The organism is Deltaproteobacteria bacterium, assembly GCA_016931625.1.
Lineage (GTDB): Bacteria > Myxococcota > XYA12-FULL-58-9 > XYA12-FULL-58-9 > JAFGEK01 > JAFGEK01.
This window is the reverse complement of record JAFGEK010000054.1, coordinates 24,545-48,447: the sequence shown is the minus strand read 5'-3', so window position 1 is coordinate 48,447 and position 23,903 is coordinate 24,545. Positions and strand designations below refer to the sequence as shown.

At 38.8% G+C, this 23,903-nt stretch carries 20 protein-coding genes; 7 read left to right on the top strand and 13 right to left on the bottom strand.

All coding sequences use genetic code 11. The features are described from left to right. Both JW841_04755 and JW841_04750 read right to left on the bottom strand, forming a co-directional pair. Window positions 1–2,556 (bottom strand): glycosyltransferase (locus JW841_04755; protein MBN1960235.1); only part of this gene is annotated, 2,556 nt, incomplete at its 3' end. A gap of 68 nt (window positions 2,557–2,624) precedes the next feature. Beyond that, window positions 2,625–3,140 (bottom strand): hypothetical protein, encoded by a 516-nt coding sequence (locus JW841_04750; GenBank protein ID MBN1960234.1) that lies wholly within the window; start codon window positions 3,138–3,140, stop codon window positions 2,625–2,627. A 4-nt stretch (window positions 3,141–3,144) separates the two neighbouring features. On the opposite strand from JW841_04750, the gene JW841_04745 reads away from it, so the two are divergent. The 4 genes from JW841_04745 (at window position 3,145) to JW841_04730 (ending at window position 6,769) form a co-directional block, all read left to right on the top strand. After that, complete coding sequence (locus JW841_04745; GenBank protein ID MBN1960233.1) at window positions 3,145–3,879, top strand: DUF3160 domain-containing protein; 735 nt, start codon at window positions 3,145–3,147, stop codon at window positions 3,877–3,879. Further along, on the top strand, window positions 3,830–4,723 hold the full coding sequence (locus JW841_04740; protein MBN1960232.1) for a DUF3160 domain-containing protein: 894 nt from the start codon (window positions 3,830–3,832) through the stop codon (window positions 4,721–4,723). The genes JW841_04745 and JW841_04740 overlap by 50 nt, the downstream gene beginning before the upstream one ends. 57 nt (window positions 4,724–4,780) lie before the next feature. Next, window positions 4,781–5,593 carry a CapA family protein gene (locus JW841_04735; GenBank protein MBN1960231.1) on the top strand — a complete coding sequence of 271 codons (813 nt, stop codon included), beginning with the start codon at window positions 4,781–4,783 and terminating at the stop codon, window positions 5,591–5,593. Window positions 5,594–5,785: 192 nt separating this feature from the next. Further along, a complete protein-coding gene (locus JW841_04730) occupies window positions 5,786–6,769 on the top strand; it encodes an aldo/keto reductase (GenBank protein ID MBN1960230.1) in 984 nt (327 codons plus the stop codon). On the opposite strand, the gene JW841_04725 is transcribed toward JW841_04730, so the two are convergent. The 8 genes from JW841_04725 to JW841_04690 all read right to left on the bottom strand — a co-directional run bounded on the left by JW841_04725 (window position 6,770) and on the right by JW841_04690 (window position 14,865). Further along, complete coding sequence (locus JW841_04725) at window positions 6,770–7,534, bottom strand: tetratricopeptide repeat protein (protein ID MBN1960229.1); 765 nt, start codon at window positions 7,532–7,534, stop codon at window positions 6,770–6,772. It abuts the gene before it with no gap. Between the two features lie 10 nt (window positions 7,535–7,544). Beyond that, window positions 7,545–9,329 (bottom strand): protein BatD, encoded by a 1,785-nt coding sequence (locus JW841_04720; protein MBN1960228.1) that lies wholly within the window; start codon window positions 9,327–9,329, stop codon window positions 7,545–7,547. Between the two features lie 2 nt (window positions 9,330–9,331). Beyond that, window positions 9,332–10,228: a tetratricopeptide repeat protein gene (locus JW841_04715; protein ID MBN1960227.1), complete on the bottom strand. Its 897-nt coding sequence runs from the start codon at window positions 10,226–10,228 to the stop codon at window positions 9,332–9,334. Further along, window positions 10,221–11,327 (bottom strand): VWA domain-containing protein, encoded by a 1,107-nt coding sequence (locus JW841_04710; protein ID MBN1960226.1) that lies wholly within the window; start codon window positions 11,325–11,327, stop codon window positions 10,221–10,223. Before JW841_04710 ends, JW841_04715 begins: the two co-directional genes overlap by 8 nt. Beyond that, complete coding sequence (locus JW841_04705; protein MBN1960225.1) at window positions 11,324–12,124, bottom strand: VWA domain-containing protein; 801 nt, start codon at window positions 12,122–12,124, stop codon at window positions 11,324–11,326. Before JW841_04705 ends, JW841_04710 begins: the two co-directional genes overlap by 4 nt. Before the next feature lie 255 nt (window positions 12,125–12,379). Then, window positions 12,380–12,943, bottom strand: coding sequence for a hypothetical protein (locus JW841_04700; GenBank protein MBN1960224.1), 564 nt, complete (start codon window positions 12,941–12,943; stop codon window positions 12,380–12,382). Continuing rightward, window positions 12,924–13,835, bottom strand: a complete 912-nt coding sequence (locus tag JW841_04695; GenBank protein MBN1960223.1) for a DUF58 domain-containing protein — start codon at window positions 13,833–13,835, stop codon at window positions 12,924–12,926. Before JW841_04695 ends, JW841_04700 begins: the two co-directional genes overlap by 20 nt. Before the next feature lie 40 nt (window positions 13,836–13,875). Further along, window positions 13,876–14,865 carry a MoxR family ATPase gene (locus tag JW841_04690; GenBank protein MBN1960222.1) on the bottom strand — a complete coding sequence of 330 codons (990 nt, stop codon included), beginning with the start codon at window positions 14,863–14,865 and terminating at the stop codon, window positions 13,876–13,878. Window positions 14,866–15,297: 432 nt separating this feature from the next. Here JW841_04690 and JW841_04685 point away from each other — a divergent pair, with 432 nt between their 5' ends. The 3 genes from JW841_04685 to JW841_04675 all read left to right on the top strand — a co-directional run bounded on the left by JW841_04685 (window position 15,298) and on the right by JW841_04675 (window position 17,934). Further along, window positions 15,298–15,732, top strand: coding sequence for an NfeD family protein (locus JW841_04685; GenBank protein ID MBN1960221.1), 435 nt, complete (start codon window positions 15,298–15,300; stop codon window positions 15,730–15,732). A gap of 21 nt (window positions 15,733–15,753) precedes the next feature. Then, window positions 15,754–16,731 (top strand): paraslipin, encoded by a 978-nt coding sequence (locus JW841_04680; GenBank protein ID MBN1960220.1) that lies wholly within the window; start codon window positions 15,754–15,756, stop codon window positions 16,729–16,731. A gap of 84 nt (window positions 16,732–16,815) precedes the next feature. After that, window positions 16,816–17,934 (top strand): hypothetical protein, encoded by a 1,119-nt coding sequence (locus tag JW841_04675; protein ID MBN1960219.1) that lies wholly within the window; start codon window positions 16,816–16,818, stop codon window positions 17,932–17,934. 18 nt (window positions 17,935–17,952) lie between these two features. Here JW841_04675 and tssI read toward each other — a convergent pair whose 3' ends face one another. The 3 genes from tssI to JW841_04660 form a co-directional block, all read right to left on the bottom strand. Then, window positions 17,953–20,139: a type VI secretion system tip protein VgrG gene (gene tssI, locus JW841_04670; GenBank protein MBN1960218.1), complete on the bottom strand. Its 2,187-nt coding sequence runs from the start codon at window positions 20,137–20,139 to the stop codon at window positions 17,953–17,955. A 287-nt stretch (window positions 20,140–20,426) separates the two neighbouring features. Beyond that, window positions 20,427–21,734, bottom strand: coding sequence for a glutamate-1-semialdehyde 2,1-aminomutase (gene hemL / locus JW841_04665; GenBank protein ID MBN1960217.1), 1,308 nt, complete (start codon window positions 21,732–21,734; stop codon window positions 20,427–20,429). 49 nt (window positions 21,735–21,783) lie between these two features. Continuing rightward, window positions 21,784–23,892, bottom strand: a complete 2,109-nt coding sequence (locus tag JW841_04660; GenBank protein MBN1960216.1) for a response regulator — start codon at window positions 23,890–23,892, stop codon at window positions 21,784–21,786. Window positions 23,893–23,903 lie beyond the last annotated feature (11 nt).

Sequence of the window (23,903 nt, the reverse complement as noted above, 5' to 3'; positions counted from 1 at the left end):
TTTTAAAATACGTAAAACTGCTGGTGCAAATTCTTCCTGATGCTCAACAGTATAGCCACATACTCCATCTTTAATAATATCTTTGGGACCCATGGTTTTATAAGCAACTACAGGTAATCCAGAAGCCAACGCTTCAACCACCACACAGCCAAAAGTATCAAAGCGTGAAGGCAATACCAGAACATCAGCTATTTTGTAGATATCTGCAAGTTTATCAGCATCGACCCACGATAAAAATAATGCCTCTTTTATAGCGGTTTTTAATTTAGTTTCAGCCGGGCCGCTGCCAACAATAACCAAACGGGTGTTCGGTTCTTGTGCGCGTAAACTTTTTATGAGTGCAGGTAATTCGCTTACGCCTTTCTCATCACTCACTCTGCCAACAAAAAGAATAACCCGATCATGTTCATTGAGTTCGGGTATTATTTGCGAGCGTAAAACCGTACGCTTGTTATTAAAGCAAGGATTTGCCCAATGAGCCGTCTGACGTAGACGCGCAAGTTCTATGCCCATGCTATCTGAGGCAAACCAATTAAGTTGATCAGAATTTAATAATAACAGTCCGTCAAAGTTGCGGTAAAAAGCACGAAACATTCGCCGTACCCGATCAGTATTATGGATATCTAATTTTAAGGTAGTTTTTGCAAAAGTCATCCAGTCAGTATGTACATAAAAAAACGTTGGTACTGAAAAGGCGTGCTTAAGAAATAATGCCGCAAGCCCCATTATACCTTCAGTAGAACAAACCACGCGGTCGTAACCACCATTTAAAAAAATTTTCTGCAACTCCATAATGTCAAAAAGTCGCAGCGGTTGTTGTTCATAATATGGCAAAGGTAATTCAACTACTGAGTTTAATACGTGCAGATGTTTATCTGCGGTTAATGAATTATGGCAAACTACAAAGTCAATCGGCAACTTTCGACTAACTGTTTCGGCATGCAATAGACGTAACGAACTAGCGACACCATTTTGATCAGCAAAAGTATCAGTAAGCCAAAGTACACGTCGGGGATGACGATAACGACCAATGGTACTTGAAAATTCGTCTAATAGTGGTCGATTAGCAAAAAGGACTTTAGTGCTAGTATAGGTGCTACCGCCAATAACCGCTGCGGCAAGCGCTGGGAATGGTAAACCTTGGGTAATTGCACGCAAGTCAATATCATTGATTCCATGATGACTACTATTTGACGCATCTCCTAATAATGAACGCAAGTTTGCTGGTAATTCCAAGCGCTCAATGAATTCTTGCAGCGCCACCTTAGAATTATCGTGTTTCTGTTTTTCGTAATGTTCGACTTTAGTTTTAATTCGTCCAGCAATTATGTTAATTAGTTCATGAAATATTGCTGGGACTGAATTACGAATTTGCTCATCCATCGCCTGAGGATTTTCATTATAAGTTGTGGCAAGTAGATCAAGTTCTTTAACTAATGGTCGATAGTCTTTGGCGAATGCATACTTTTGTAAAAAACCAGGACCAGTGCCATGCAAAGCTTCGTGCGCGGCATCGATAAAACGTGAGGTATAGCGATGTTGGCGTAACTCAAAGATAGCGTTGGCGATAAGAAAAGCCCATATTTTTTGTTTTGCTGAGCCTTGATGCAAAAGCATACGAACAAGTCCCGGGTCTTGAGCATTTTTAACAATCTGACAAAAGTAATCAAGAAAAGAGGCCGCTAATTTTTCTTCGGCAGTGTATGAACCAAATGGAGCGACATTACCTTGGCGTAGAGCTTCTAATACTAACGCTGAGCGCGGCTCTTTTTTAAGGCGTTTTTCAAGTTCAGGGATGTAAACTTTATTGGCGGTGGTTCCAACAAATAGCGCCATATGATCATCAGATCCCCCAGTCATGATTTTATGAATCGGGTATTTAGAATATGTGTTGGCAGCAATACCAGCGCGTTTTGACATTTGAGCAATTCGCAACTCGCTGAGGCTTTGTAACCAAGCTATAACCAATAGATTTTGCCAAGTATCGCGTTGGCCGTTAAGTACCTCAAAATTATCAAATAATAAAGTTAGCTTCTCAAGCAACGGTAAGGTGGGAACCTTTTTAGTGCTATAAAAATATAGGGGATGAGCTAATGTTGTAACTATATTTTGCTCACAGGTATAATCTAAAAACTTATATATATTTGACCTTAATTTGTTTAAACGTTCTTCTTGAGTTGGCGAGAAACCATAGGTTAGTACATGCACGTGAACTTCAAAATCCGGCACCGTGCAAGTAAATTCTGCGCCAACTAAGACATCTATGCCTCGTTCAAGTAAATCAAAGCATGAACGAGCGTTATTGTGATTAGTGATAGTAATAGCTGTAGCATCGTTTTTAGTTAAAACTTGACGGACTTCGTCAGTCGTTACCCAAGTCTCAGGCCAGTGCAGTATCCGTCCCAATAATTCATCAGGTACATTGCTATTATAATCATGGCAATGCAGATCAATAATCAGACTGTCGTTATGAGCAAAGCGATTTTTTTGGGAATTCACAAAATCATTCAAATCGTCTTTAAGCATATCACGAAATTTAGTGTTCTTTTCTGGCATATATTTTTCCTTTTAGTGCATGCAGATAATATCTGTTATTGATCGTCTTAAATCTACGTTAACTTTGATTATACTTGGCTTTTATTAAGCATGCTCCAAAGATTCGCAGCCCAAAGCATTGAATCTTCAGATAATATCAAAGCTCCTTCATAAAGCTGTGAATTTTTAGGGTTCAAAACTTCTGGAAAGCAACCTAATTGCTCTACCAGAAGGCGATAGCGTTCAAGTTCAATAATAAAACGTGGGTGAGAGAAATCACGCAACACTTCAAGAAAATGTAAACCCAAGCATGTCCACACAGTATTTTGCTGCCATGGGTTTAGCCAATTAAGCAAATGCATACGACGATTGTATTGTCCCAAAACTCCATAGCAGCAAGGTAGCGGGGTATTGAGACCTTGTTCATCAAGCCAATATAACACAGTATCCCAACGCTGACGGCTAGCAATATTATGGTCAAACGCGCCACACCAAAACGGTAATATTTGCGCATCACCTGATGGCCAAATTGGTTGACTTAAGTCATCAACAAAGTGGTCTTGTTGCCAAAAGTGTTCAAGCTGGACGTGACAAAGAGGTGACAATTTGATGACATTATCAAAATATGAGAGTGAAAGGGATTTGATTATGACTTTATCGTTCAAGCGCATATTGATGACAATGTGTGCAAGCATTTTTTTGCTGTCCAGTTGCCAAAAAAGTGAACAACAATCTCAAGCTAGAAACACAGAGCAAAAAAGAAACAATGCCATTGCAAATGATACTGCAGCTAATGTGCAAGCCCAAGAAGAAAATACTAAAGGGCTCATAGGCGATGAGAGTGCCAATACGAATCCTGCGAATAACGAAAAAATTGTTGAGCTAAAATATTTTGAAAAATTGTTTCAAACTTCTAAGGTGAAGACGGCGTTATTAGAGAAAGAATTTGCTGTTGATGGTAATCAGGGCTTTTTTGAATTTTTTCAACTATATGAGAATAATCGCTATCGTCCGATTCAGCTAGAAGAAAGCGAAGCCCAAGGAGAAGCTGAGGTTATATATCGTAAGTTTATTAAAGCGATACCAAGTGTGGTGACCCCTGATGTGGTTTTGCATAATCTTCATTTGTTTTTCGATTATTTATTGGCGACGGCAGAGCAAGAAGTATTTATTCTTAAGTTGCAAGAAATTTTGACAGTATTAATCACCCAAACAAAAGAACAATATCTTGCTACTGCCAATACACCTTTTGCAATTGCTGCTGGTGATAATTTAATTTTTTTATCAGTTGGTAATGCCTTATTACAGACAGCAAATTTATCTAAGTCAGCAACAGATGCTTAAAAAAAGGATGCCAAAAGAAATTAACGATCGACGAGTTAAAGAAGTCTACTCTGATTGGTTATATTCTTTAAATTCATTATTAACGCCAGTGCCAAATAGCTACCCTAATTTTATGCGGGGCAAAGCGTATCCATTTTTACGTCTTAATACTTACCTTGCTAGTTATACAGAGTTAAAACACGACACTGTACTTTATGCAAAACAAGGGGTGGCAGAAATGGGAGGGCCAGATTATGAAGATACCGAAATTGAAATTGATACGCGTGGTTATGTGATCCCAGAATTCGAGTTATATCAACGAGTGTACCAACTTTTAAAATCAATACGCGCTGGGCTTGCAAAAAGGCAACTGATGCCATTGAACACTAACAAACCAATGGTGCGACTAGAAAAGCTTGTCGCCTCTTTAGCAGAAATTTCTCATAAAGAATTAAATGGTCAAATGTTATCAAAAGAAGAGTATCAACTTATAGAGTTTATTGGTGGTGATTTAGAACATTTTTGGAAAGAAACAATTCTTGTTGGTAAAAATAATCCAGAAGATATGTTGCTTAACGAGAATAATGCGCAGCTTATAGCTGATATATTCACTGGACCGGGCAGCTATTTGCATGTTGCTACTGGTTATGTACATCCTATTTACGTAATTTTTTCAATCGAGGGTAAGCCACGCATTGGTCGCGGTGGGGTTATGTCTTATTATGAAATGATATTAGGGGAGCGTCTCAATGACCAAATATGGCGTGAACAATTGCGTAAAAGACCGCAGCGTCCTGCTTGGGTAAATAATTTTATTAGCGAAGATAAAGCTAAAGAAGTCTCGTTATACTATGCTGGTATGTAGTGACAACACGGGTAATTATTATTAGCTGGTTATTTACTTTGCTTTGTTGGTGATATAATGCTGGGGCGAGAGGTTGGCAGACGCCTTGATCGATACGGTTATAAAAAGGCATTTGAGCGAGTATTGTCTTCATTGCACCAGGCCGACTTAGCAATTGGTAATTTGGAGGCTTGTTTTAGTGGTGATGAAACACAAACAATAGAGCCGTTAACTTTTTTTGCACCTAACCGACAGTTAATTGCTTTGTTATACTTAGGGTTTGATGTGTTAAATTTGGCCAATAATCATTGTTCGCCGTTTGCGGTTGATTATTCACAAAAATTACTTAATAGCGTAGGCATTTTAACTATAGGCAGCCCAGTACAAGGTTTTGATGGACTGCCTATACAAATAAATCGTAATGGCTTAAAAGTTGCGATAATTAGTGGAATGCTTTTACCAACTACAAAACAAAATATTATTAAAATAATGCAACCATCATTTGCTAAATCTCTGCAAAAAATAGCTGCAGTAAATGATTTTGTAGTGGCAACGATTCATTGGGGCGATGAGTATGCAAATATACCAAATACTGCACAACAACAGTTGGCACATTGGCTAGTGCATAATGGCGTTAATTTTGTAATAGGGCATCATCCACATGTTGTGCAACCTGTTGCGGAATATAAAAATGGCTTAATCGCATATTCACTAGGTAATTTTATTTTTGATCAAGAAGGTTATATTAAAACGACCAACGGTCTTACTGAACGTGGTTTAATGCTACGCCTACGTCTGCATAAAAAGTTAGGATGGAGTAAACAAGAAATTGCCACCTGTATAGTAGATCGTTACCAGGTTGATTATTGCGAAACGCAAAATAAATTATAAGCCCTTTAAGGGTAGATTAGGGGCACCCCTCTAGTTTTTCTCCCTAGTTTTTGCAAAATAACAAGAAAGCAACAGCGAATCTTGGAGATACCCATACCTATGCTTGCACTATATTGCAGTAAGAGCTAACTTAAATTCCAATTTTGAAAATATCCGCGCAATAACGGTGAAAACTGCTAATGGAGAATATACATGTTTTATCGTGAACTCGGACGTACAGGGTGGCAAGTATCTGCAATTAGCTTCGGCGCTTGGGCAATTGGTGGTACTTGGGGTGAGGTAAGTGACAACGATTCTTTGGCGGCGCTGCATAAAGCAATAGATAAAGGGGTTAATTTTATTGATACCGCTGATGTATATGGCGACGGTCGCAGTGAGCGTTTAGTTGCAAAATTGCGTCGCGAGCGTTCAGAAGAGATTCATGTTGCTACTAAAGCCGGGCGGCGACTTAATCCCCATGTGGCTGATGGTTACAATCGTGAAAATCTCACCGCGTTTGTCGAGCGTAGTTTAAAAAACCTTAATACAGAAGCGCTTGATTTGTTGCAACTACATTGTCCACCTACAGAGGTTTATTATCGTCCCGAGGTTTTTGGGGTGCTTGATGATTTAGTGCAAGCTGGAAAAATTAAATATTATGGGGTGAGCGTTGAAAAAGTTGAAGAAGCGCTGAAGGCTATTGAATACCCAAATGTGCAAACTGTACAAATTATATATAATATATTTAGACAGCGACCTGCTGAACTATTTTTTAAAGAAGCTAAACGTCGCAAGGTCGGCATTTTAACGCGCCTGCCTTTATCATCGGGGTTGCTTGGTGGCAAAATGACTAAACAGAGCACTTTTGCTGCTGATGACCATCGCGCTTTTAATCGTCAAGGTGCGGCTTTTGATCGAGGCGAGACTTTTTCTGGCGTTGATTTTGCAACGGGGCTTGAAGCAGTAGATGAGTTGCGTCAGCTAGTGCCATCAGGGGTAACCATGGCGCAGATGGCTCTGCGTTGGATCTTAATGAATGATGCAGTAACTTGTGCAATACCAGGGGCAAAACGAGCAACCCAGGCTGAAGAAAATGTTGCTGCTGCCGACATGCCCTCGTTAAGTGACGCAGTGATGCAATCTATTCACGAAATTTATAAAAGAAAAATCCGAGCGCTAGTGCATCATTATTGGTAGCTATAAAACTACTTTAATTACACTTTCACTTGGCACCCATCCTTGTTTGCCATCACTTAATTCAAGGCACACCCATTTTTCTTCAGCACCTGTAACTATCGCTTCAGTTCCTTCATGAAGACGAAAGCGTAATACTGTATTAGTATTAGGGCCTGAATAGACATCGAGTTTTGCTAATTGCACTACGGCAATAGTAGTTGGTGAAGATGAACGTATTATATAAGATGTTACAAGTGTTAGTAGAATGATAGCTAGAGTAATAGTATACCAAGTTATCAATCGTCGCCGTCGAAGAAATAGAGCTAATAAGGTAAACCAAAAAAAGGCATTTGCAATTATGATCGTAGTAATAAGTTCATTGATTGATAAGCTGTAATGCCAAAAGAAAAGCGTTTTACGTGTTGTTGATGGAATTGGGGGCTGTACTGCATCTTTTACGCGTGCCCGTGCAAGCCTTAGATTTGCCGCAACATCTTCATCACGAGGTAGACGTACTTTAGCAGCTCTATATGCTGCAATAGCTTGTGCTAAATGGCCTAGGCGCATTTCACTATTGCCAAGATTATAGTATACTTGCCCGTCGTCGCTGCTTTGTCTAAGCAAAGCATGATATTTGTTTGCCGCTACATCATATTGCCCATTACGATAAGCGGTGTTTGCCTCAGCCCAAAGTAAATCATGATCCGATTCAAGCCCATTAGCATTCGCAATAGTATTGCTAAACATTAAAATCATAAAAATAGAAAAATATTTTAAAATACTCATATCGATTGCCTTATATGTTTTGCTCTAGCTTGGTTAATAGTTTTTCACATGAGTTTATCCGTTCAGTATAATCTGAAGGGTCAAGTTGTTGATTGCTGTAGGTAGAGGTTTCAAACGCGATTATTTGATTGTAAGTGTGATTAATTGTTTCGATAGAGATGTTTTTTTCAAGCATTCGGGTTTTAATTTCATCAGCAGTCAGAGCGCCACCAGAAATATTGAGTTTATCACAAATATAAGTTTTAATTGCCCGCTCAAGCATTGCGTTAATTGATTTAGTGTCATTGGTGTTATTTAAGATACGTACAGTTTTAAGAATTGCACGAGCATTACGTTTAGCTAAGCGACGACGTTGCAAACTGGGGTCACGCTGAAGTTTTTCTTTATGAAGTCCAAGTAACATAATGGTAATGAAAAATAGCGGTGGTATTATTGCTGCAACTACTGCCAAACGATAGCAAAATTTACGTTCAGGTTTTGTCCAAAGTGCCGAGCGAGAGTGAATAGGCAAAATATCATCAGCGATTATTTCGATAGCTTGTTTTGATACAGAAAAAGGCATTGCTTCCCCTACAACATGCAGGGTTTCATTGGTGGTGCCTGGTAAAACTTTAACTACTAGCGGTTGGCTTGAAATTGTTATGTATTTATTCTCACTACTATTAAAATATGAAACACTAACTGAAGGAATAGTATAATCACCTGCTTTTATTGGTACTAAGGCTTTACGAAAATTAGTTTGACCAGTAACATTATCATTTTCAATTTGTATTTTAGTGTCAGGCTTATCATCATAGACTTTAAAATTTTCAAGTTCAGGTATTTTTGGTTCAGACATGTGACGCACATTGCCTTTGCCAACAACACTAATTTTAAATGTAGTGGAGTCACCAACTTTTAACTCTGATTTGCTAAGCTCTGTTTGAATAGAAAAGCTACCGACTAAACCTGAAAAATTCGGTGGTGGTTTTGGTAATACTCGTGCGTGCAAATAAATTGGGGCGCTGCGCAGTGTTTTTGCACGAGTACGAGTGCGATTTAATAAACCGCCGCCAAAAGAAAAAGTACTATCAAAGTCATCAAAAGGGCCAGTTCTTCGTCGGTTGCGATTATCTGGTATTTCAATATTTAAAGCAGCCGCTGCAATTGTGTAATCACCAGCCTGGGGTGCGAAAAGAGCTTTTTTTATTTCAGTAACTTTATACATATGACCCTGGTATTGCTCTTGACGTTCAATGCCATCTCCGAGTGATTCTGGCGAAAGTTGTTCAAAGTCAGGTAGCTGTAATTTAGCGTCATATATTGGAACACGACGATAGAAACGAAATGTATAAACAATCTGTTCACCAACATAGGGTTTTGGATTAGAAATTGTGGTGGTAATAAATGCTGGCTGACCATTTTGTTGTGAGTCTTTAGAAGTATTGGTGATCAAGACCTTTATTGCAGGTGCTTGATATTTTTTACCATCAATCGTTGCGCTAATATTAGCAATAGTAAAAGTACCTTTACGTTTAGGGATAAGAGTATAATTGTAGATTACACTAGATGAAGTTCTACCATTGATGATTTGATATTGAGAACTCTGTCCGCTAGCAGATACAGAGAATGCATCAAGTTTTGGAATTTGCGGTTTACTAGTAGAACTACCTTCGATAGTTACGGTTAATAAAATTTCATCTTCAATAGTATACTCAGAGCGATCAAGTTGTGCGTTAATAGATGCAGCTGCCGCAGTAGTAGAATGTATCAGTGTTACTAATAAAATGAGTATAATGATCTTGTATCCGAGCATGTTCACCAGTCCTTAGCCGGCGTTGTTGATTTGCCACCACGCTGATTACGTGGAATTCGCGGGCCGGTATTACCGATTTGCTGTAATAGTTGTTCGGCTGCTTGAGGACTAAGTTTTTTATTATTATTTTCTTTTTTGCTATCCATGGAAGTTGCAGGATTTTTTTGCAGCTTATCTTGTTTTTTGTCATTTGCTGCAGATGCTGCTGCAGAATTTGTGTTTGGCTTCTCGTTTTGTTCTAATTTTTTTTGTTCATTGTTTGCCGTAGCAGCCGATTGTTGCTCTTGCTTGGCAGAATTATTTACTGAGTCTGACGATGATTGTTGGCTTTGTTGCTGGTTTTTTTCTTCTTGATTTTCTAATTTAGATTGTTGCTCGTTGTTTTTTGGGTCAGACTGTTGTTGTTGTTGTTGTTGTTGTTGCTGCTGCTGCTGTTGCTGCATTTCTAATAAGCGGCGAGCAATTTCAAGATTATGTTGTGTGTCTTTATCTTTAGGTGCAAGTTTAAGCGTATCTTCATAAGCTTTTATTGCCTCTTTAAATTGTTGTGCGCGTAAATAAGCATTGCCAAGATTGTAATTTGCCTTAGTGCGCAATTTAGCATCTTTACTAGCTAAGGCGCGTTGGTAGGCCTTTGTTGCTGCTTTAAAATCACCACGACGATAATTAGCATTGCCAATATCATAGGCGATACGAGAATCATTTGGATGTTTCACCTCGGCATCAAGAAACAGTTGCAGGGCTTGCTCGTAATCACCAGCATCATAGGCTTTAAATGGGTCAGTAAAAATTTTATTAGAAGTAGATGATGAGGTCGATGAATTTGATGCGGCAGTTGCCATTTCCCAAAAAGGCACGGTAGTAATTAACAAAGTAATAACAAGAATTATTCTAGGCATTTTTATTTTTCCTCTTCTCAGCTATAAGCAACTCTGCACTAAGCAATAGCAAAGCTAAACCAGTAAGCCATTGATATCGCTCATGCCAATTTTGACGACGACGACCATTAATATCTCGACTTGCTAAAGAACCCTTAATCCCTTTGCGGTAAACAGTTTCAAGATCGCTATTGCTAGTAACAGCGTGGATATAGGTACCGCCGGTGTGGAGAGCAATTTCTTTTAGACCACTTTCATCAATTTTTGACAACACTAAGTCACCATTTTTATCGCGTTTAAAATGACCATCAGTAGTTGGAATTGGTGCGCCTTCATTACTCCCTATTCCAATAGTATAAATTCGTATGCCTTGTTTTTGTGCTTCTGTCGCAGCTTGATTTGCATCACCACTGTTTTGTTCGCCGTCGCTAAAGAATATAATTGCTTGTGACTCACCAGCACCAGCAGAAAAGGCTGTAAGAGAGGTGCGAATAGCATCACCCAAACTAGTACCTTTGGCAGTGATAACTTCTGGCTCCATTTCATCAACAAATGTTAAAAAGGTACCGTAATCTACAGTTAAAGGGCAGGCAACAAAAGCAGATCCGGCAAAGGCAACTAAAGAAATTCGATCACCATCAAGCATTTGCACAAGATCGTGAATTTTTCTTTTAGCGCGTACAAGTCGAGAAGTATTACCACTAGCGTTATCATCAGTTGCTTGCATGCTTAAAGAAACATCTAAGGCGATTACTAAATCAACTCCACGACACTTAACTTCTTGCCAAGTAAAGCCATACTTAGGTAATGTCATAGCAACTACCAATGCAGCAGTAGCAAAAAGCAAAAGCGATGCTTTTAACCATAGACGGCTATGGCTAAAGCCGATTGTTGTACGAGCTAACAATTGAGTAGATATCAATCGTCGGGCAAGCTTTTGTCGTTTTTCAATACTATAGAAGAAAAATATTGCAAGTAATGGTATTAGCCACGCCAACCATAAATAATTTGGTGCACCAATGCGTAAGTTACAACCACTGCTGTAACAAGCCATTAATATGAAATTGCCAATTTTTAAAAAAATTCTAAGATTTGTTTTTTTATTGCTTTTATTTGTCATGGCAATCTCCTAAGCCATGTACCCAATATGAGTATCTCAAATATAAGCATCGCTAAAGCTATCCCGATAAATACAGGAGCGTGCTCATCATAATCAATAATTGCAGGTGTATCAGATTGGCTTTTTTCTAATTTATCGATTTGCTTATAAATATTTTCAAGACTTTTAGTGTTTTCTGCACGGAAATATTCGCCTCCGGTAATATTGGCGACTTCACGTAAAGCATCTTCGTCAATACTAACCTCATCATATACTATAGATTTACCAAAAAATGGCTGTTCCACAATGAATGGCGCCTCACCACGTGTGCCAACACCTATGGTATAGATTTTAACATCGAAAGTTTTCGCAATTTCAGCGGCAAGCATAGGTGAAAGTGGACCGGCATTATTTATACCGTCGGTTAGTAAAACCATTACGCGGCTTTTTGCCTTTGACTTTTTTAGACGATTTACTGCAGCGCCAATGCCTGAGCCAATGGCAGTAGCTTCACCAGCCATACCATTTTGCATACGGTCTAAAAGTACAGTCAATATATGATGATCAAGAGTTAACGGGCATTGCAAAAATGCTTCGACGCCAAAGACCACTAAGCCAATTTGATCTTGGTTGCGCTTTTTAATAAATTGTGCAACCACGTCTTTAACCACTTGTAAGCGAGTGCGCCGATTATAAATCGGGCGATCACTATCGAGATCAAGAGCCTTCATGCTGCCAGAAGTATCGACTGTTAAAATGATATCAATACCTAACGTGCTAGCGGGTCGAATACCTAGCACGCTTTGCGGCCGTGCCATTGCTAGCATTAAAACCAAAAGAGTTAGGAGGCGAAGTGTCTTAATGTAAAAGCTAAGTTTATATCTCCAAGTAGATTTAATATAATTAAATTTAGCGATATTCGAATAAGCCAGTGCCGCAGAACGCTGCAGTTTCCCGCGAGATTCAAAAAGACGAAACAGCAGCCAAATGGTGCTTAAAATAACCCAAAGCGGAACAAGTATCCAAAATAACCAAATGTGCGAGAAAACCATTAATCACACCATTCAAATAGATTATTTTTCAGCGCTTTGAGATAAATCAGTTGTAGGCGAAATTGTCGTGGAAGTCATGGTAATAAAGGCTTGTGCGAGTCTTAAGATATTGGAGCATTCTTTATCGGTAGCCGGGGCTTTGGCGAATTTAACTGCATCAGCCATAGAAAGTATAGATAAAAAATCTTGACGATGCTCTTTTGCTATAGCGCTATTTTCTATCTTAATAGATATCTCATAAGTAGTAAGATCGGTTGTGTTTAATTTAAAAACAGCTTCAAAATAAGTGCGCAATATTAATGAGATACCATAAAAATATTGTTGTATAGAAATAATAGAATTTTTTAGTTTTTCATCTAAATCTTTAAGAGCCGATCTCGCAATAATCTCAGGGGGTTCAATAGGAGCAACCGTTTTAATTTTATTAAAACTTTGTAGCTTTTGTCGTTTGTGGAGCCACCACCAAATAATGACCCCAGCCAATAGTAATGTTGCAATAGCAATAATAATTATTGTTATCGGTAGATCAGAAGGAATCGCGACTAGCGGTTTAATGTCACGTATATCAAGAGCGGCGTTTGGCATGGTAACGATGCTCCCTTTGGTGAAAATAGTTTATAATCGGTGTAATATAAGAAATATCAGTAGAAATTTTTATTTCACCAACACCGGCGGCGCGCAAAGACTCACTTAAATTTTTGACTCGCTGTTGTTGAGAGGTTGCTAAATGCTTCATGGCAATCTGGTCATTTGTATCAACTATTATGCGCTGTCCACTTTCGAGATCTTCAAATTCTACTAAACCAATTTTGGGTAGACTTAACTCTCGTGGGTCGCTAATGTTGATTGCGGTAATGTCATGACGTTGCGCCAATAGCTGCAAAGGTAACATAAAATCATTATCAAGAAAGTCTGACACTAAAAAAATAACAGCACGCCGTTTAATTACATGGCCTAAAAAATCAATAACAGTTTTTAGTGAGGTACCGCTATGCGATGGTTGATAAGTGAGAATATCGCGAATAACTCGCCACAAATGCGCACGACCTTTTTTAGGAGGGATAAAGTGTTCAATATGGTCGCTAAATATCACTAAGCCCACTTTATCATTGCTTTTAATGGCACTGTAAGCGAGCACTGCCGATATTTCAGCAGCAATCTCACGTTTATGTTTTTCAACACTACCGAAATTACCAGACGAGCTTACGTCAACTGTTAACATTACCGTAAGTTCACGCTCTTCTTTATGTTCTTTAACAAACGGTAAACCTGTACGCGCAGTAACTTTCCAATCAATACTTCGAATTTCATCGCCAGGTTGATAAGCACGGACATCGGCAAATTCTATGCCCTGTCCGCGGAAGGCACTTTCATAATTACCTGCCCAAGTTTCAGTTACTAATCTTTGTGTACGTATCTGAATTGCTCGAATTTGCGCAAATAACTCAGGACTTAATGGTAATACTTCTTCGGTCATTGTCTAATAATTATGGTTTTAATAGTGTTCTTTAAAAAACTTAAGGAACATCTACAGTGTTGAATATTTCATTTATAATATTGTCAGAAGTGAGTTCACGAGCCTCAGCTTCATAAGAAACGATAATGCGGTGACGAAGCACATCAGGTCCAATAGTTTTTACCTCTTGTGGGGTAACAAACGCGCGTCCACTTAAAAATGCTAATACTTTAGCTGTTTGAGCTAAACAGATAGTTGCACGAGGAGATGCGCCATATTCAATTAGTTTTTCTATATGATCAAGTTTGAATTTTGCCGGTTCACGCGAAGCAAATACAATATCAACGATATAATCTTCAACTCGAGCATCAATATATATCGAATCTGCAATTTCTTGTACTAGTTTTATTTCTGCAGGGGTAACAACCGGTGTGAGTTGTGGCTTGTTACGATGTGACATACGCCGCATAATTTCTTTTTCTTCATCTTTATTAGGGTAACGCACCGCTAATTTCAGCATAAAACGGTCAACCTGCGCTTCAGGTAAAGGGTAAGTTCCTTCTTGTTCAATCGGGTTTTGTGTAGCGAGCACTAAAAATGGATCTGGTAGAGCGTGCGTTGTTTCACCAATAGTAACTTGCCGCTCTTGCATGGCTTCAAGTAATGCACTTTGCACTTTTGCTGGCGCACGATTTATTTCGTCAGCAAGAAGTAGGTTAGTGAAAATTGGTCCTTTTTTTACAGTAAATTCACCACTTGTTGGTCGATAAATTTCAGTGCCGATCAAGTCAGCAGGAAGCAAGTCTGGAGTAAATTGCACTCGTGCAAATCGCGCTTGAACCGCTTCGGCTACTGCTTTAACTGCAGTAGTTTTAGCTAGACCTGGGATACCTTCAATAAGAATATGACCATCAGCAATAAGTCCAAGCAAAATTCGGTCAATCAAATACTGCTGCCCAACAATTATTTTAGAAATCTCTGCTCTTAAACTACTGATAGTATCGGTATGGTTTATTATTTGTTGTTGTAATTCACTTATTGCTGAACTCATTTTTAACTCTTCCTAAACTTTAATCATACAACTGTTGTTAGCAAGCTATTGATAATCAAGTCAGTCTATTTACTAATGATTCAACTAATCCGTACGCGAGTTTATTAATTTGCGTCGGTAGTCAACCTGTGGTTTAAGTATGAGCTTACACGCTGCTCACCACCGATATGAACCACGATTTGCTTAAAGCCGACAAATAGTTAGTTTACATCACGGAGTCAAACCAATTTAATGCTAAAATTATTCCCAACTAGTTCGATTTTTTAATATTTTTATTATGTTAGCGAGTACTAGGGACCTCCCCTGATCTAGAATTGCTCGGTTTGCCTGTATTTATAAAAACGTTAGCTTATTTTTTATATTATACTTACACTGGCATTTTAATAGCTTCACGTGCTAGCATTTCACGCGAACTTTCATTCGAGGTTTTCTATGCAATGGTGGTGGTGGATAATACTCGGAGTAGTATTTCTTGCAGCCGAGTTGTTTTTACCAGGCAGTTTTGTTGCATTTTTCTTTGGTATTGCAGCGATATGTATGGGAGTAATTACCGGAATCGGCGTAATCAATTCATTATGGATTCAATGGCTTATTTTTTCAGCTGTTGCTATCATAACCTTGCTATTTTTGCGCAAACCCCTACAACAACGATTAAAGTTGCTAAATAATAGCAACAATACGGTTAATAGTTTTGCCGGCGAAATCGCTCTAGTAATTGAAGATATTCCAGTAAATGGTATTGGCCGTATTGAATTACGAGGTTCAAGCTGGAGCGCACGCAGCAAAGCAAATGACAGGATAGTAGTTGGAACTACATGCCAGGTTGAATCTATTGATGGGTTAACCGTGTGGGTAAAAACTGAATAAATTTAAACTTTGGAGCTATTGATGACTACTACTCAAGGCGTTTTTGTCGGTATCGTTATCGCCGTTTTTTTATTGTTTGTTCTGTATAGAATTGCTGTTGTAGTACCACAACAGCATGCTTATGTAGTTGAACGACTTGGCAAATACCTAGGCACTTTAGGTGCCGGTTTTCATTTGCTTTTTCCATTTTTAGATGTAATTCGCTATCGACACCTACTTAAAGAACAAGCCCTCGATATTCCTGAGCAGATCTGCATTACTAAAGATAATGTGCAAGTTAGAATTGACGGCATTATTTATTTAAAAGTCCTTGACCCACAGTTAGCGTCATATGGAATTGCCGACTATATTTTTGCGATAACACAATTAGCTCAGACCACTTTACGTAGTGAAATTGGTAAAATAGATCTCGATAAAACTTTTGAAGAACGCTCTAATATAAACAGTTTAGTTGTCTTTGAGCTTGATAAAGCCTCTGAGTCCTGGGGCATTAAAGTATTACGCTATGAAATTAAAAATATTACGCCGCCGATAGATGTGTTAGCCGCAATGGAAAAACAAATGCGCGCCGAGCGTGAGAAACGTGCAGTAGTATTGCAATCAGAAGGTGATCGCGACGCTGCAATTAACGAAGCTGAAGGTCAAAAGCAACGAGTTATAAAAGCTTCAGAAGCGAAAAAACAACAACAAATTAACGAAGCCGAGGGTAAAGCCAATGCTATTTTGGCCGTAGCACGAGCAACAGCCGAAGGCCTTCGTACCGTGGCAGCCTCGATTGGCGATCCTGGAGGGATAGAAGCAGTGCAACTAAGGGTTGCTGAGCAGTATATTAGTGAGTTTGGTAATTTAGCTAAGACCAATAACAGTTTAATTATCCCGTCAAACATTAGTGATGTCGCTTCGATACTTGCAACAGCAATGACGGTTATAAAAACTCAAAAAGACGATAATTCTCAATCGTCACGAAAACCCTTTAACTTTCCAACTGATAAACCATAATCCAAACCTTCAATAGGCATTTCATTAAAAAAACGCCTTTTTTAGGCTTCCCGGACTTGGATTTTATCGATAGAGTGCTGCATCATGTTACGCATAAATTACACCTCAATCGTTACTGCAGTTGCCACCACAACAGTATTATTTTTTGGTGTTTACGCATTTGCTGCAAACAACTTGTCTCAGTTATTCAATTACACTGCGACAGTTTCAGCATTAGATAAAAATGCCAAAAATACATCAAGTCGACAAATTGCCGTACTTCCTACAACCTCACATGGCGCAGTATCAAAAGAAATCAAACGTGCTATAGAAAAAAGAATAGAACACGAGATAAAAAGTAAAGCAGCGACGCCAGTGCCGGCTGTGGTGGTGGCGGAGAAACTCAAGGGTACACCAGCAGTCGAGCGTTGCAATGCTGAAGTAGCTTGCCTAGCGCGTCTTGCGGGCACTTTAAAGGTTGATGCCGTTGTTTTAATTAGCGTTAAACAACTAAAGGCAAATCGAAATCAATGTAAACTAAAAGTAGTAGCTTCAAGTGGTCGTTTAGAAAATCAAGCTACAGTTGAGATAAATAGCCTCAAGGGTGTTGATAAAGCTTTGGCTGCGATATTACCAGATTTCTTTAAACCAGAGACTGCAATTGCTAGTGCATCAACTGATGATCTTGAGTTGGTACCATTAATACCATTACCAACAGAAAAAACATCAGATTCAAATGCTAACCAAACACAGAGTTCATCAACGTCTCAGGCAACTGAAACTACCCAAGACGCATCTAATGCATCAACGTCATCTACAGCATCTTCAACTACTAACGCTGGCAATGTTATCGCTCCGACTAATGCGACAACCACACCAACTACTAACCTAGAGGGAAATAGCCATATTTTATCATACGTCGGTATTGGTGCTGGGGCCGTCACTCTTGGTTTGTTTGGAACTAGCCTCTACTATTATTTAGATGGTATGAAAGATTATGACAAAGCAAATAATAGAAATACACCTCAGCCGATAGCTGCTAAAAAAACAAAAGATTATGAAAGGAAAAATGATTTAGCTAGAACATTAGCAATTATTGGTGGCGCTACAGCAGTTATATCAGCATCATTATTTGCAGTAGATCTGTTTTGGCTTAATAATCCAACTACTAGCGTTTCGATTGCCCCCGACGGAGTATCAACTACATTTACTTGGACGTTCTAAAATATAACAAACATTAAATTAATTATTTCCGATCTTTGAACCTTTAACCTTAACTTTACCAGAGCCTTTAACATTAATATCAGAACCTTTGATCGTTATTTTACCGTCTTTTTTTAGAATTATACTGGCGCTACCGCATTTAAGCGTAAGTGTTTTATCTGCTTTAAGGGTCATCTCTTTACTGACCTTTACTTGCATATTCTTATCTACTGATATTTGAGCTTCTTTTGTTACAGCGAGTTTCATGTTCTTTTCAAGTTTGGTTTCGCTGTCATCTTTAATTTGAACTTTGCTTTTACCATCAACACTCCAACTGGCATCTTTGGTTACTTGCAGTTTATATTCTTTATCAACTGTGGTTTTAGCATCACCGCTTATACTTAGCGTGTAATCTTTATCTACTGTCTCATTCGCTTTACCGCTAACTGATAATGTATAGTCTTTTTCAACGCTTGTTGTAGACTTACCATCGATAATAATTTTTGAGTCTTTATTGATAGTTGCAGTATAATTACCTTTAATCTTGATGGTACGATCTTTATCAACTTGGCAATTGTCATTACCTTTTATTCTTTCAGTGTGATTGCCCTTGATGGTATTATCATCATTACCTTCGACAGTTCTTGAGCTATCGCCTCGAACAGTTTCGTCTTGGTTATTTTTAACTAAGATATTCCAATCGCGTTGAGCTTGTAGATAAATTTCTTCGTTATCTTTAGCATCTTCAAAAATAAGTTCGTTGCCGTCAGTACCTTCTAATGAACTACGAGTAACTAAACCACTTTTTGTTTTGTCATCGGGTAATTTAATTGGTGGAGCATTGCGACCATTATAGACACAACCAGTGACAAGAGGACGGTCAGGGTGACCTTCAACAAATTGAACGACTACTTCCATTCCCATACGTGGAATGAAAAGCATACCGAAACCTGAACCAGCCCATATTTGCGCAACTCGGATCCAGCACGAGCTATTTTCATCGTTTTGCCCATCTTGATCCCAATGGAACTGCACTTTGATGCGGCCATCTTTATCTGTGTGAATTTCTTCACCAGAAGGGCCAACGACAGTGGCAGTTAGCATTCCTACTGTCGGACGTATCGTATCGTGGGCAGGTCTAAATGGGACATCAGCCGGAATCACAGTGAAAGTGTTGTAATATTCGGTTTCGCTGTTGCTCTCGCCATCCCAGTTATCAGGTACTGTTCCGTAGTGTTCGACTTCAACTAAGATATACTTGCAGTCAAGTTCACTTTGAGTATGTCCTACCAGTTCAAATGAGCTACCTGCGAAAAATCCAATTAAAATACCTTTTCCAGTGCCGGTTTTTCCTAAGGCAGCAAATTCCTCTTGACGTACTTGTTTACGTATAGCGCCATCATTACCACTTTCACTAACACAAATATGTGGCTCACTATCATATATAATTCGATCATGCTGAGCATTATCTTGAGCACTAGCCTCATGATGAGCTGGTTGGGCTGGTTGTTTCCAATCATATTCGTGCAGAATAATACTCGTCGAATGTAATTGTGTACCGGCGTAAAAAGATTGCACAACTTCTTTTTCTGGGGCTCCGGCATCAGCGGGTATGAGATCAATAGAAGACCCGGTTACCGAAATACATTCTAACAATTTATCATTACTGTCGGTTAAAACTAATTCTTCTTGTTCGCTACTTTGATCAAAGTAGTAATAGATGCCTTCTTCTTGCATAATGCGGTGTACGAAATCGAGGTCTTTTTCATTATATTGAACACAATATTCGCGTTCAGCATAGTCAGATCTTTGCAAGTCAAGTTTTACTGAGCGTTGATAAGGTTGTAATGCTTGCGATAATACCTGTTCAAGAATATCCGGGGCTTTCATAGCTTGAAATATGCGTGAATTTGATGTTTGTGATAATGCAAATAAAGCAGGAACTAATTCAATTTGCACCAATACATGGCCACGCAGCGCGCCCGCGTTGCGTACTTTTGCTATGATTCCGCGAACGTGACGTTCTACTCCGGTAATACGTGCTAAGGTGATCGATGCAGAACTGCCAAGTAAACTATCGATATCAGCCTCAAGCTCACTGGCAACTAAATCAATATGGCAATGATAAATGCCAGATAATTTTTCACGAAAATTAAACCTACGCACTCGCCATTGTTGAGGAGCATTATCGGCGGTGAATTCATAAGATACAGGACCGAAGGCCACGGAGGATCTCCTTTTATTAACTCGCACTGCTAAGCAACCAAAAAAAGTACTGACCTTAAGTGATACATTTTTTATCGAGAGTTTTTTATCGCAAAAGCATCTCGATATATCCATTTAAGACTTTGTACACTTTAAGTCGGCTGTTTGGCTTACGTTGTGCAGTACAAGTTGCATTTATTTAGGGGGTGTCTCTTAATGTCTCCCGTCGATCCTCACGAAATTCACTACTTGCGGCCCACGTGCTCAGAAAATTATACCTGCGATTTGTCACCAACACGGATTAGCAATTATACATGGTTTGACAGATCAGTTACTGCATTTGCAAATGCTATAACAGTATTTTTAAAGTGTTGCGTTTGATGAGCAAAAGATACAAAAGCTACTTCAAAAGCACTAGGCGCTAAAGCCACACCTTGCTCAAGTAGCGCAAAAAATAAATTGGCATACCATTTTGAATTTGCTGAGCGAACTTCTTCATAATTGCGAGGTGGTGTTTTTGCGTAAGGTTTGCACCAAATGCCAAATATTGAAGCAATATTATAGGCATAGGCAAAATTTCCTGATGCCTGAAAAACATTATTTAGATCGTTAACTAATTCTGCCGTATTTTTAGCCAGGTTTTCATAAAAATCTTTTTGTTCAATAGCATCGAGTACAGCAATCCCAGCCGCCATAGCCAGTGGATTCCCTGATAGAGTACCAGCTTGGTAAACTGGTCCCAAAGGCGCCACTTTATCGAGGATATCACTTCTACCGCCATAAGCTCCCACGGGTAGGCCACCACCAATTATTTTACCAAAAGTTGAAAGATCTGGTTTTATATTAAAGTATGCTTGGGCGCCGCCTTTAGCTAATCTAAAACCAGTTATGACTTCATCAAAAATTAGCAAAATACCATAGTGATCACATAATTGTCTTAAACCCTGAAGATACCCTGGCAAGGGAATTACTAAACCCATATTTGCAGCAATAGGTTCGATAATTACCGCCGCAATAGTTTCACCATATTGGCGAAAAGTATCTTCAACTTGGTCAAGATCGTTGTAGGCTAGGGTGATAGTATCTTTTACTGCACCAATAGTAACACCGGCACTTCCGGGAATACCTAAAGTAGCGACACCTGATCCTGCCGAAGCAGATAATAAGCTATCAGCATGACCATGATAACAACCAGAGAATTTAACTATTTTTTCACGGTTAGTATAACCACGTGCTACGCGTAAAGCGCTCATGGTGGCTTCGGTGCCAGAGTTAACAAAGCGTATTTTTTCAACAGCAGGTAGAATTTTTACCATACGTTCGGCAAGTTCAATTTCACGTTCAGTAGCCCAACCTAAACTTGTACCATTTTGTGTGGCTTCGTCGATAGCAGCTATTACAACAGATGGTGCATGTCCAAGAATTAAGGGGCCCCATGAACAAACATAATCAATATATTGATTATTATCTGCATCGAATAGATAAGCTCCTTCACCGCGTACCATAAAAACAGGTTTGCCACCAACGCCATTAAAAGATCGCACCGGTGAATTTACGCCGCCAGGGATAACTTTACAAGCTCGTTCATAGAGTAAATGCGATTTTGGATAAAGCATGTAGTTTGATGTAAAGCGATCCCAAAAAATGTACAAGTATTTATTGCCGCTAATTTTGATTATGAGACATACTTAGCTGCTTTTCGATTACCAGTTTAAAGGTTATGGCATCAAAAGGTTTTTCAATCCTCAGGTTGGATAATTGGCTTAGATATTTTTGTGCTTCTGATAAATAAGCACCACCCGTTATAAAAACAATTTTTTCTGCAAGCTTTGGGTAATGTGAAGAAAGCCAGCCATGGATTTCAACGCCGGATACCGCAGGCATCATTAGGTCGCAGATAATAATATCAAAATTTTGGTCGCTTTCTAGTATATGTTGACCTTGTAAACCAGAATCAGCTTCAATGACAATATGGTCTTTTAGTAATCGCTTAATAATGCCACGAATAGGAGCTTCGTCGTCAATTACCAATATTCGTCCAAGTATTTTAGGTAATACTATCGTTTGTTGTTGTTCTTGTTCCATATAAATAGTTGCGTTGTTTATTGGAATACTTACAATAAACTGGGAGCCTTTTCCTGGAGTACTATGTACTTCAATAGTTCCATTAATTTCATTAAGTATATGTTGGGCAATAGTTAGCCCTAAACCTGTGCCTTCACCAATTGGTTTTGTAGTATAGAATGGAACAAATAGTAGTTTTTGCTCTTCAAGATTAATGCCTTTTCCAGTATCTTTTATTTCAACAAAAATCTTTTCGTTTGTATGCCAAGTGCTTATTTGTATTTCATTGTTTGCTGCATTACCTTCTTCGATCGCCTGCGCTGCATTAATTAATAAATTTATAAATACTTGAGATAGTTTGCCTTCATCAGCAATTAACTGAGGAACTTCTTGATACGACTTAATTAATTTGCATCGGTATTTCATTTCATTAGTGGTCATATTCGCGGCAGTATCTAAAATATCAGATATAGATATTGGATTAAGGTTATATTTTTTAGCTCGCGAAAAGATGCGAAGACTTTTAACAATATCAGCGATACGATGAGAACCAGTTAGGGCATCTTTAAGGCGTGAATGAAAGCTTTCTAAGTCAATACTCAAATCTTGATTTAAATTCGAGTCATCTAGTGAAAATTGCGAGTGAATATGGGGCATATATTTTTTGCAGCATGCGATTAGTTTATGTATATCTCGATTAATAGTTTCAAGATTAAATATTACATAGGTTAAAGGGTTATTTATTTCATGTGCGACACCTGCGGCTAACATACCCATAGTTGCCAAGCGGTCTGTTTGCGCCACGCGTGCTTGCAAAAGTTTGCGTTCGGTTATGTCAGAATGTACACCAACTAATGCAATAATTTTGCCATGTTCGTCTTTTAATGGATAAGCACGTAACCAAACATTAACCACATCAATGGTACGGCCTTTCATGCGTACTTCACCAGTCCAGGTATTTCCGGCCATTATAGCTGCAAAAACTTCATGCCCAACTTGCGGTTCGAGATATACCGTTTGTGGCGGAGATTCTCCGATATCACCTAATAGGTCAGTTAACGCTTGATTCTGATACCAATGCTTTCCCTCAGGTGTAGCCACACCTATTCCATCAGATGATGCCGCAAGTGCTTCGGCAAAAATCCGCAGTCTAGTTTCAGCCTCTTTTTGTTTATTTTCTAATTTAATACTCCAAAGAATAGAAACTATGTCATCAGTAACTTCATTGTATAATGTAGCTTCACGATCAGAAAAAGGATTATTTTCAGGTATAGAAACAGATAGTAAGCCTAAAAATTTTTCTCTATACATTAACCTAACAATTACTGCTTGATGTCCTGTATTTTTTTGTGACAGCGGACAGTCATGGCAGGCAATATTAGAATTAAAGGAAAACTCGCTATTTGAATTTGTAGTGCAGTCGTAACAAAGGGGCCATTTCCCAGAAGATAAAAACTGGTGTATAGGGGTGAAAGTTTCATTCCAACCTGATTGCGCCCATTGTAGTGGTTGGCTATTGTCGTTGCTAACTATTATCCAGGCTGCATGATATGCACCTGTTTCAACTAATATGTTGCAAAGGTTAAGTAATAAATCTTTAGGATTATGGTCATAAACAAGAAGTTTATTTATGCGGCGGGTGGCACGTAGTACTCGATTTACTCGTTCTTCAAGAAAGCGATACTCACGCTCTAATTCAGATTGCAGCATCTAGGCACCGT

Coding starts and splice junctions, on each gene's coding strand:
- JW841_04745 (MBN1960233.1), top strand. CDS start 3,145: ATGACATTATCAAAATATGAGAGTGAAAGGGATTTGATTATGACTTTA.
- JW841_04740 (MBN1960232.1), top strand. CDS start 3,830: ATGCCTTATTACAGACAGCAAATTTATCTAAGTCAGCAACAGATGCTT.
- JW841_04735 (MBN1960231.1), top strand. CDS start 4,781: ATGCTGGGGCGAGAGGTTGGCAGACGCCTTGATCGATACGGTTATAAA.
- JW841_04730 (MBN1960230.1), top strand. CDS start 5,786: ATGTTTTATCGTGAACTCGGACGTACAGGGTGGCAAGTATCTGCAATT.
- JW841_04725 (MBN1960229.1), bottom strand. CDS start 7,534: ATGAGTATTTTAAAATATTTTTCTATTTTTATGATTTTAATGTTTAGC.
- JW841_04720 (MBN1960228.1), bottom strand. CDS start 9,329: ATGCTCGGATACAAGATCATTATACTCATTTTATTAGTAACACTGATA.
- JW841_04715 (MBN1960227.1), bottom strand. CDS start 10,228: ATGCCTAGAATAATTCTTGTTATTACTTTGTTAATTACTACCGTGCCT.
- JW841_04710 (MBN1960226.1), bottom strand. CDS start 11,327: ATGACAAATAAAAGCAATAAAAAAACAAATCTTAGAATTTTTTTAAAA.
- JW841_04705 (MBN1960225.1), bottom strand. CDS start 12,124: ATGGCACGGCCGCAAAGCGTGCTAGGTATTCGACCCGCTAGCACGTTA.
- JW841_04700 (MBN1960224.1), bottom strand. CDS start 12,943: ATGCCAAACGCCGCTCTTGATATACGTGACATTAAACCGCTAGTCGCG.
- JW841_04695 (MBN1960223.1), bottom strand. CDS start 13,835: ATGACCGAAGAAGTATTACCATTAAGTCCTGAGTTATTTGCGCAAATT.
- JW841_04690 (MBN1960222.1), bottom strand. CDS start 14,865: ATGAGTTCAGCAATAAGTGAATTACAACAACAAATAATAAACCATACC.
- JW841_04685 (MBN1960221.1), top strand. CDS start 15,298: ATGCAATGGTGGTGGTGGATAATACTCGGAGTAGTATTTCTTGCAGCC.
- JW841_04680 (MBN1960220.1), top strand. CDS start 15,754: ATGACTACTACTCAAGGCGTTTTTGTCGGTATCGTTATCGCCGTTTTT.
- JW841_04675 (MBN1960219.1), top strand. CDS start 16,816: ATGTTACGCATAAATTACACCTCAATCGTTACTGCAGTTGCCACCACA.
- hemL (MBN1960217.1), bottom strand. CDS start 21,734: ATGCTTTATCCAAAATCGCATTTACTCTATGAACGAGCTTGTAAAGTT.
- JW841_04660 (MBN1960216.1), bottom strand. CDS start 23,892: ATGCTGCAATCTGAATTAGAGCGTGAGTATCGCTTTCTTGAAGAACGA.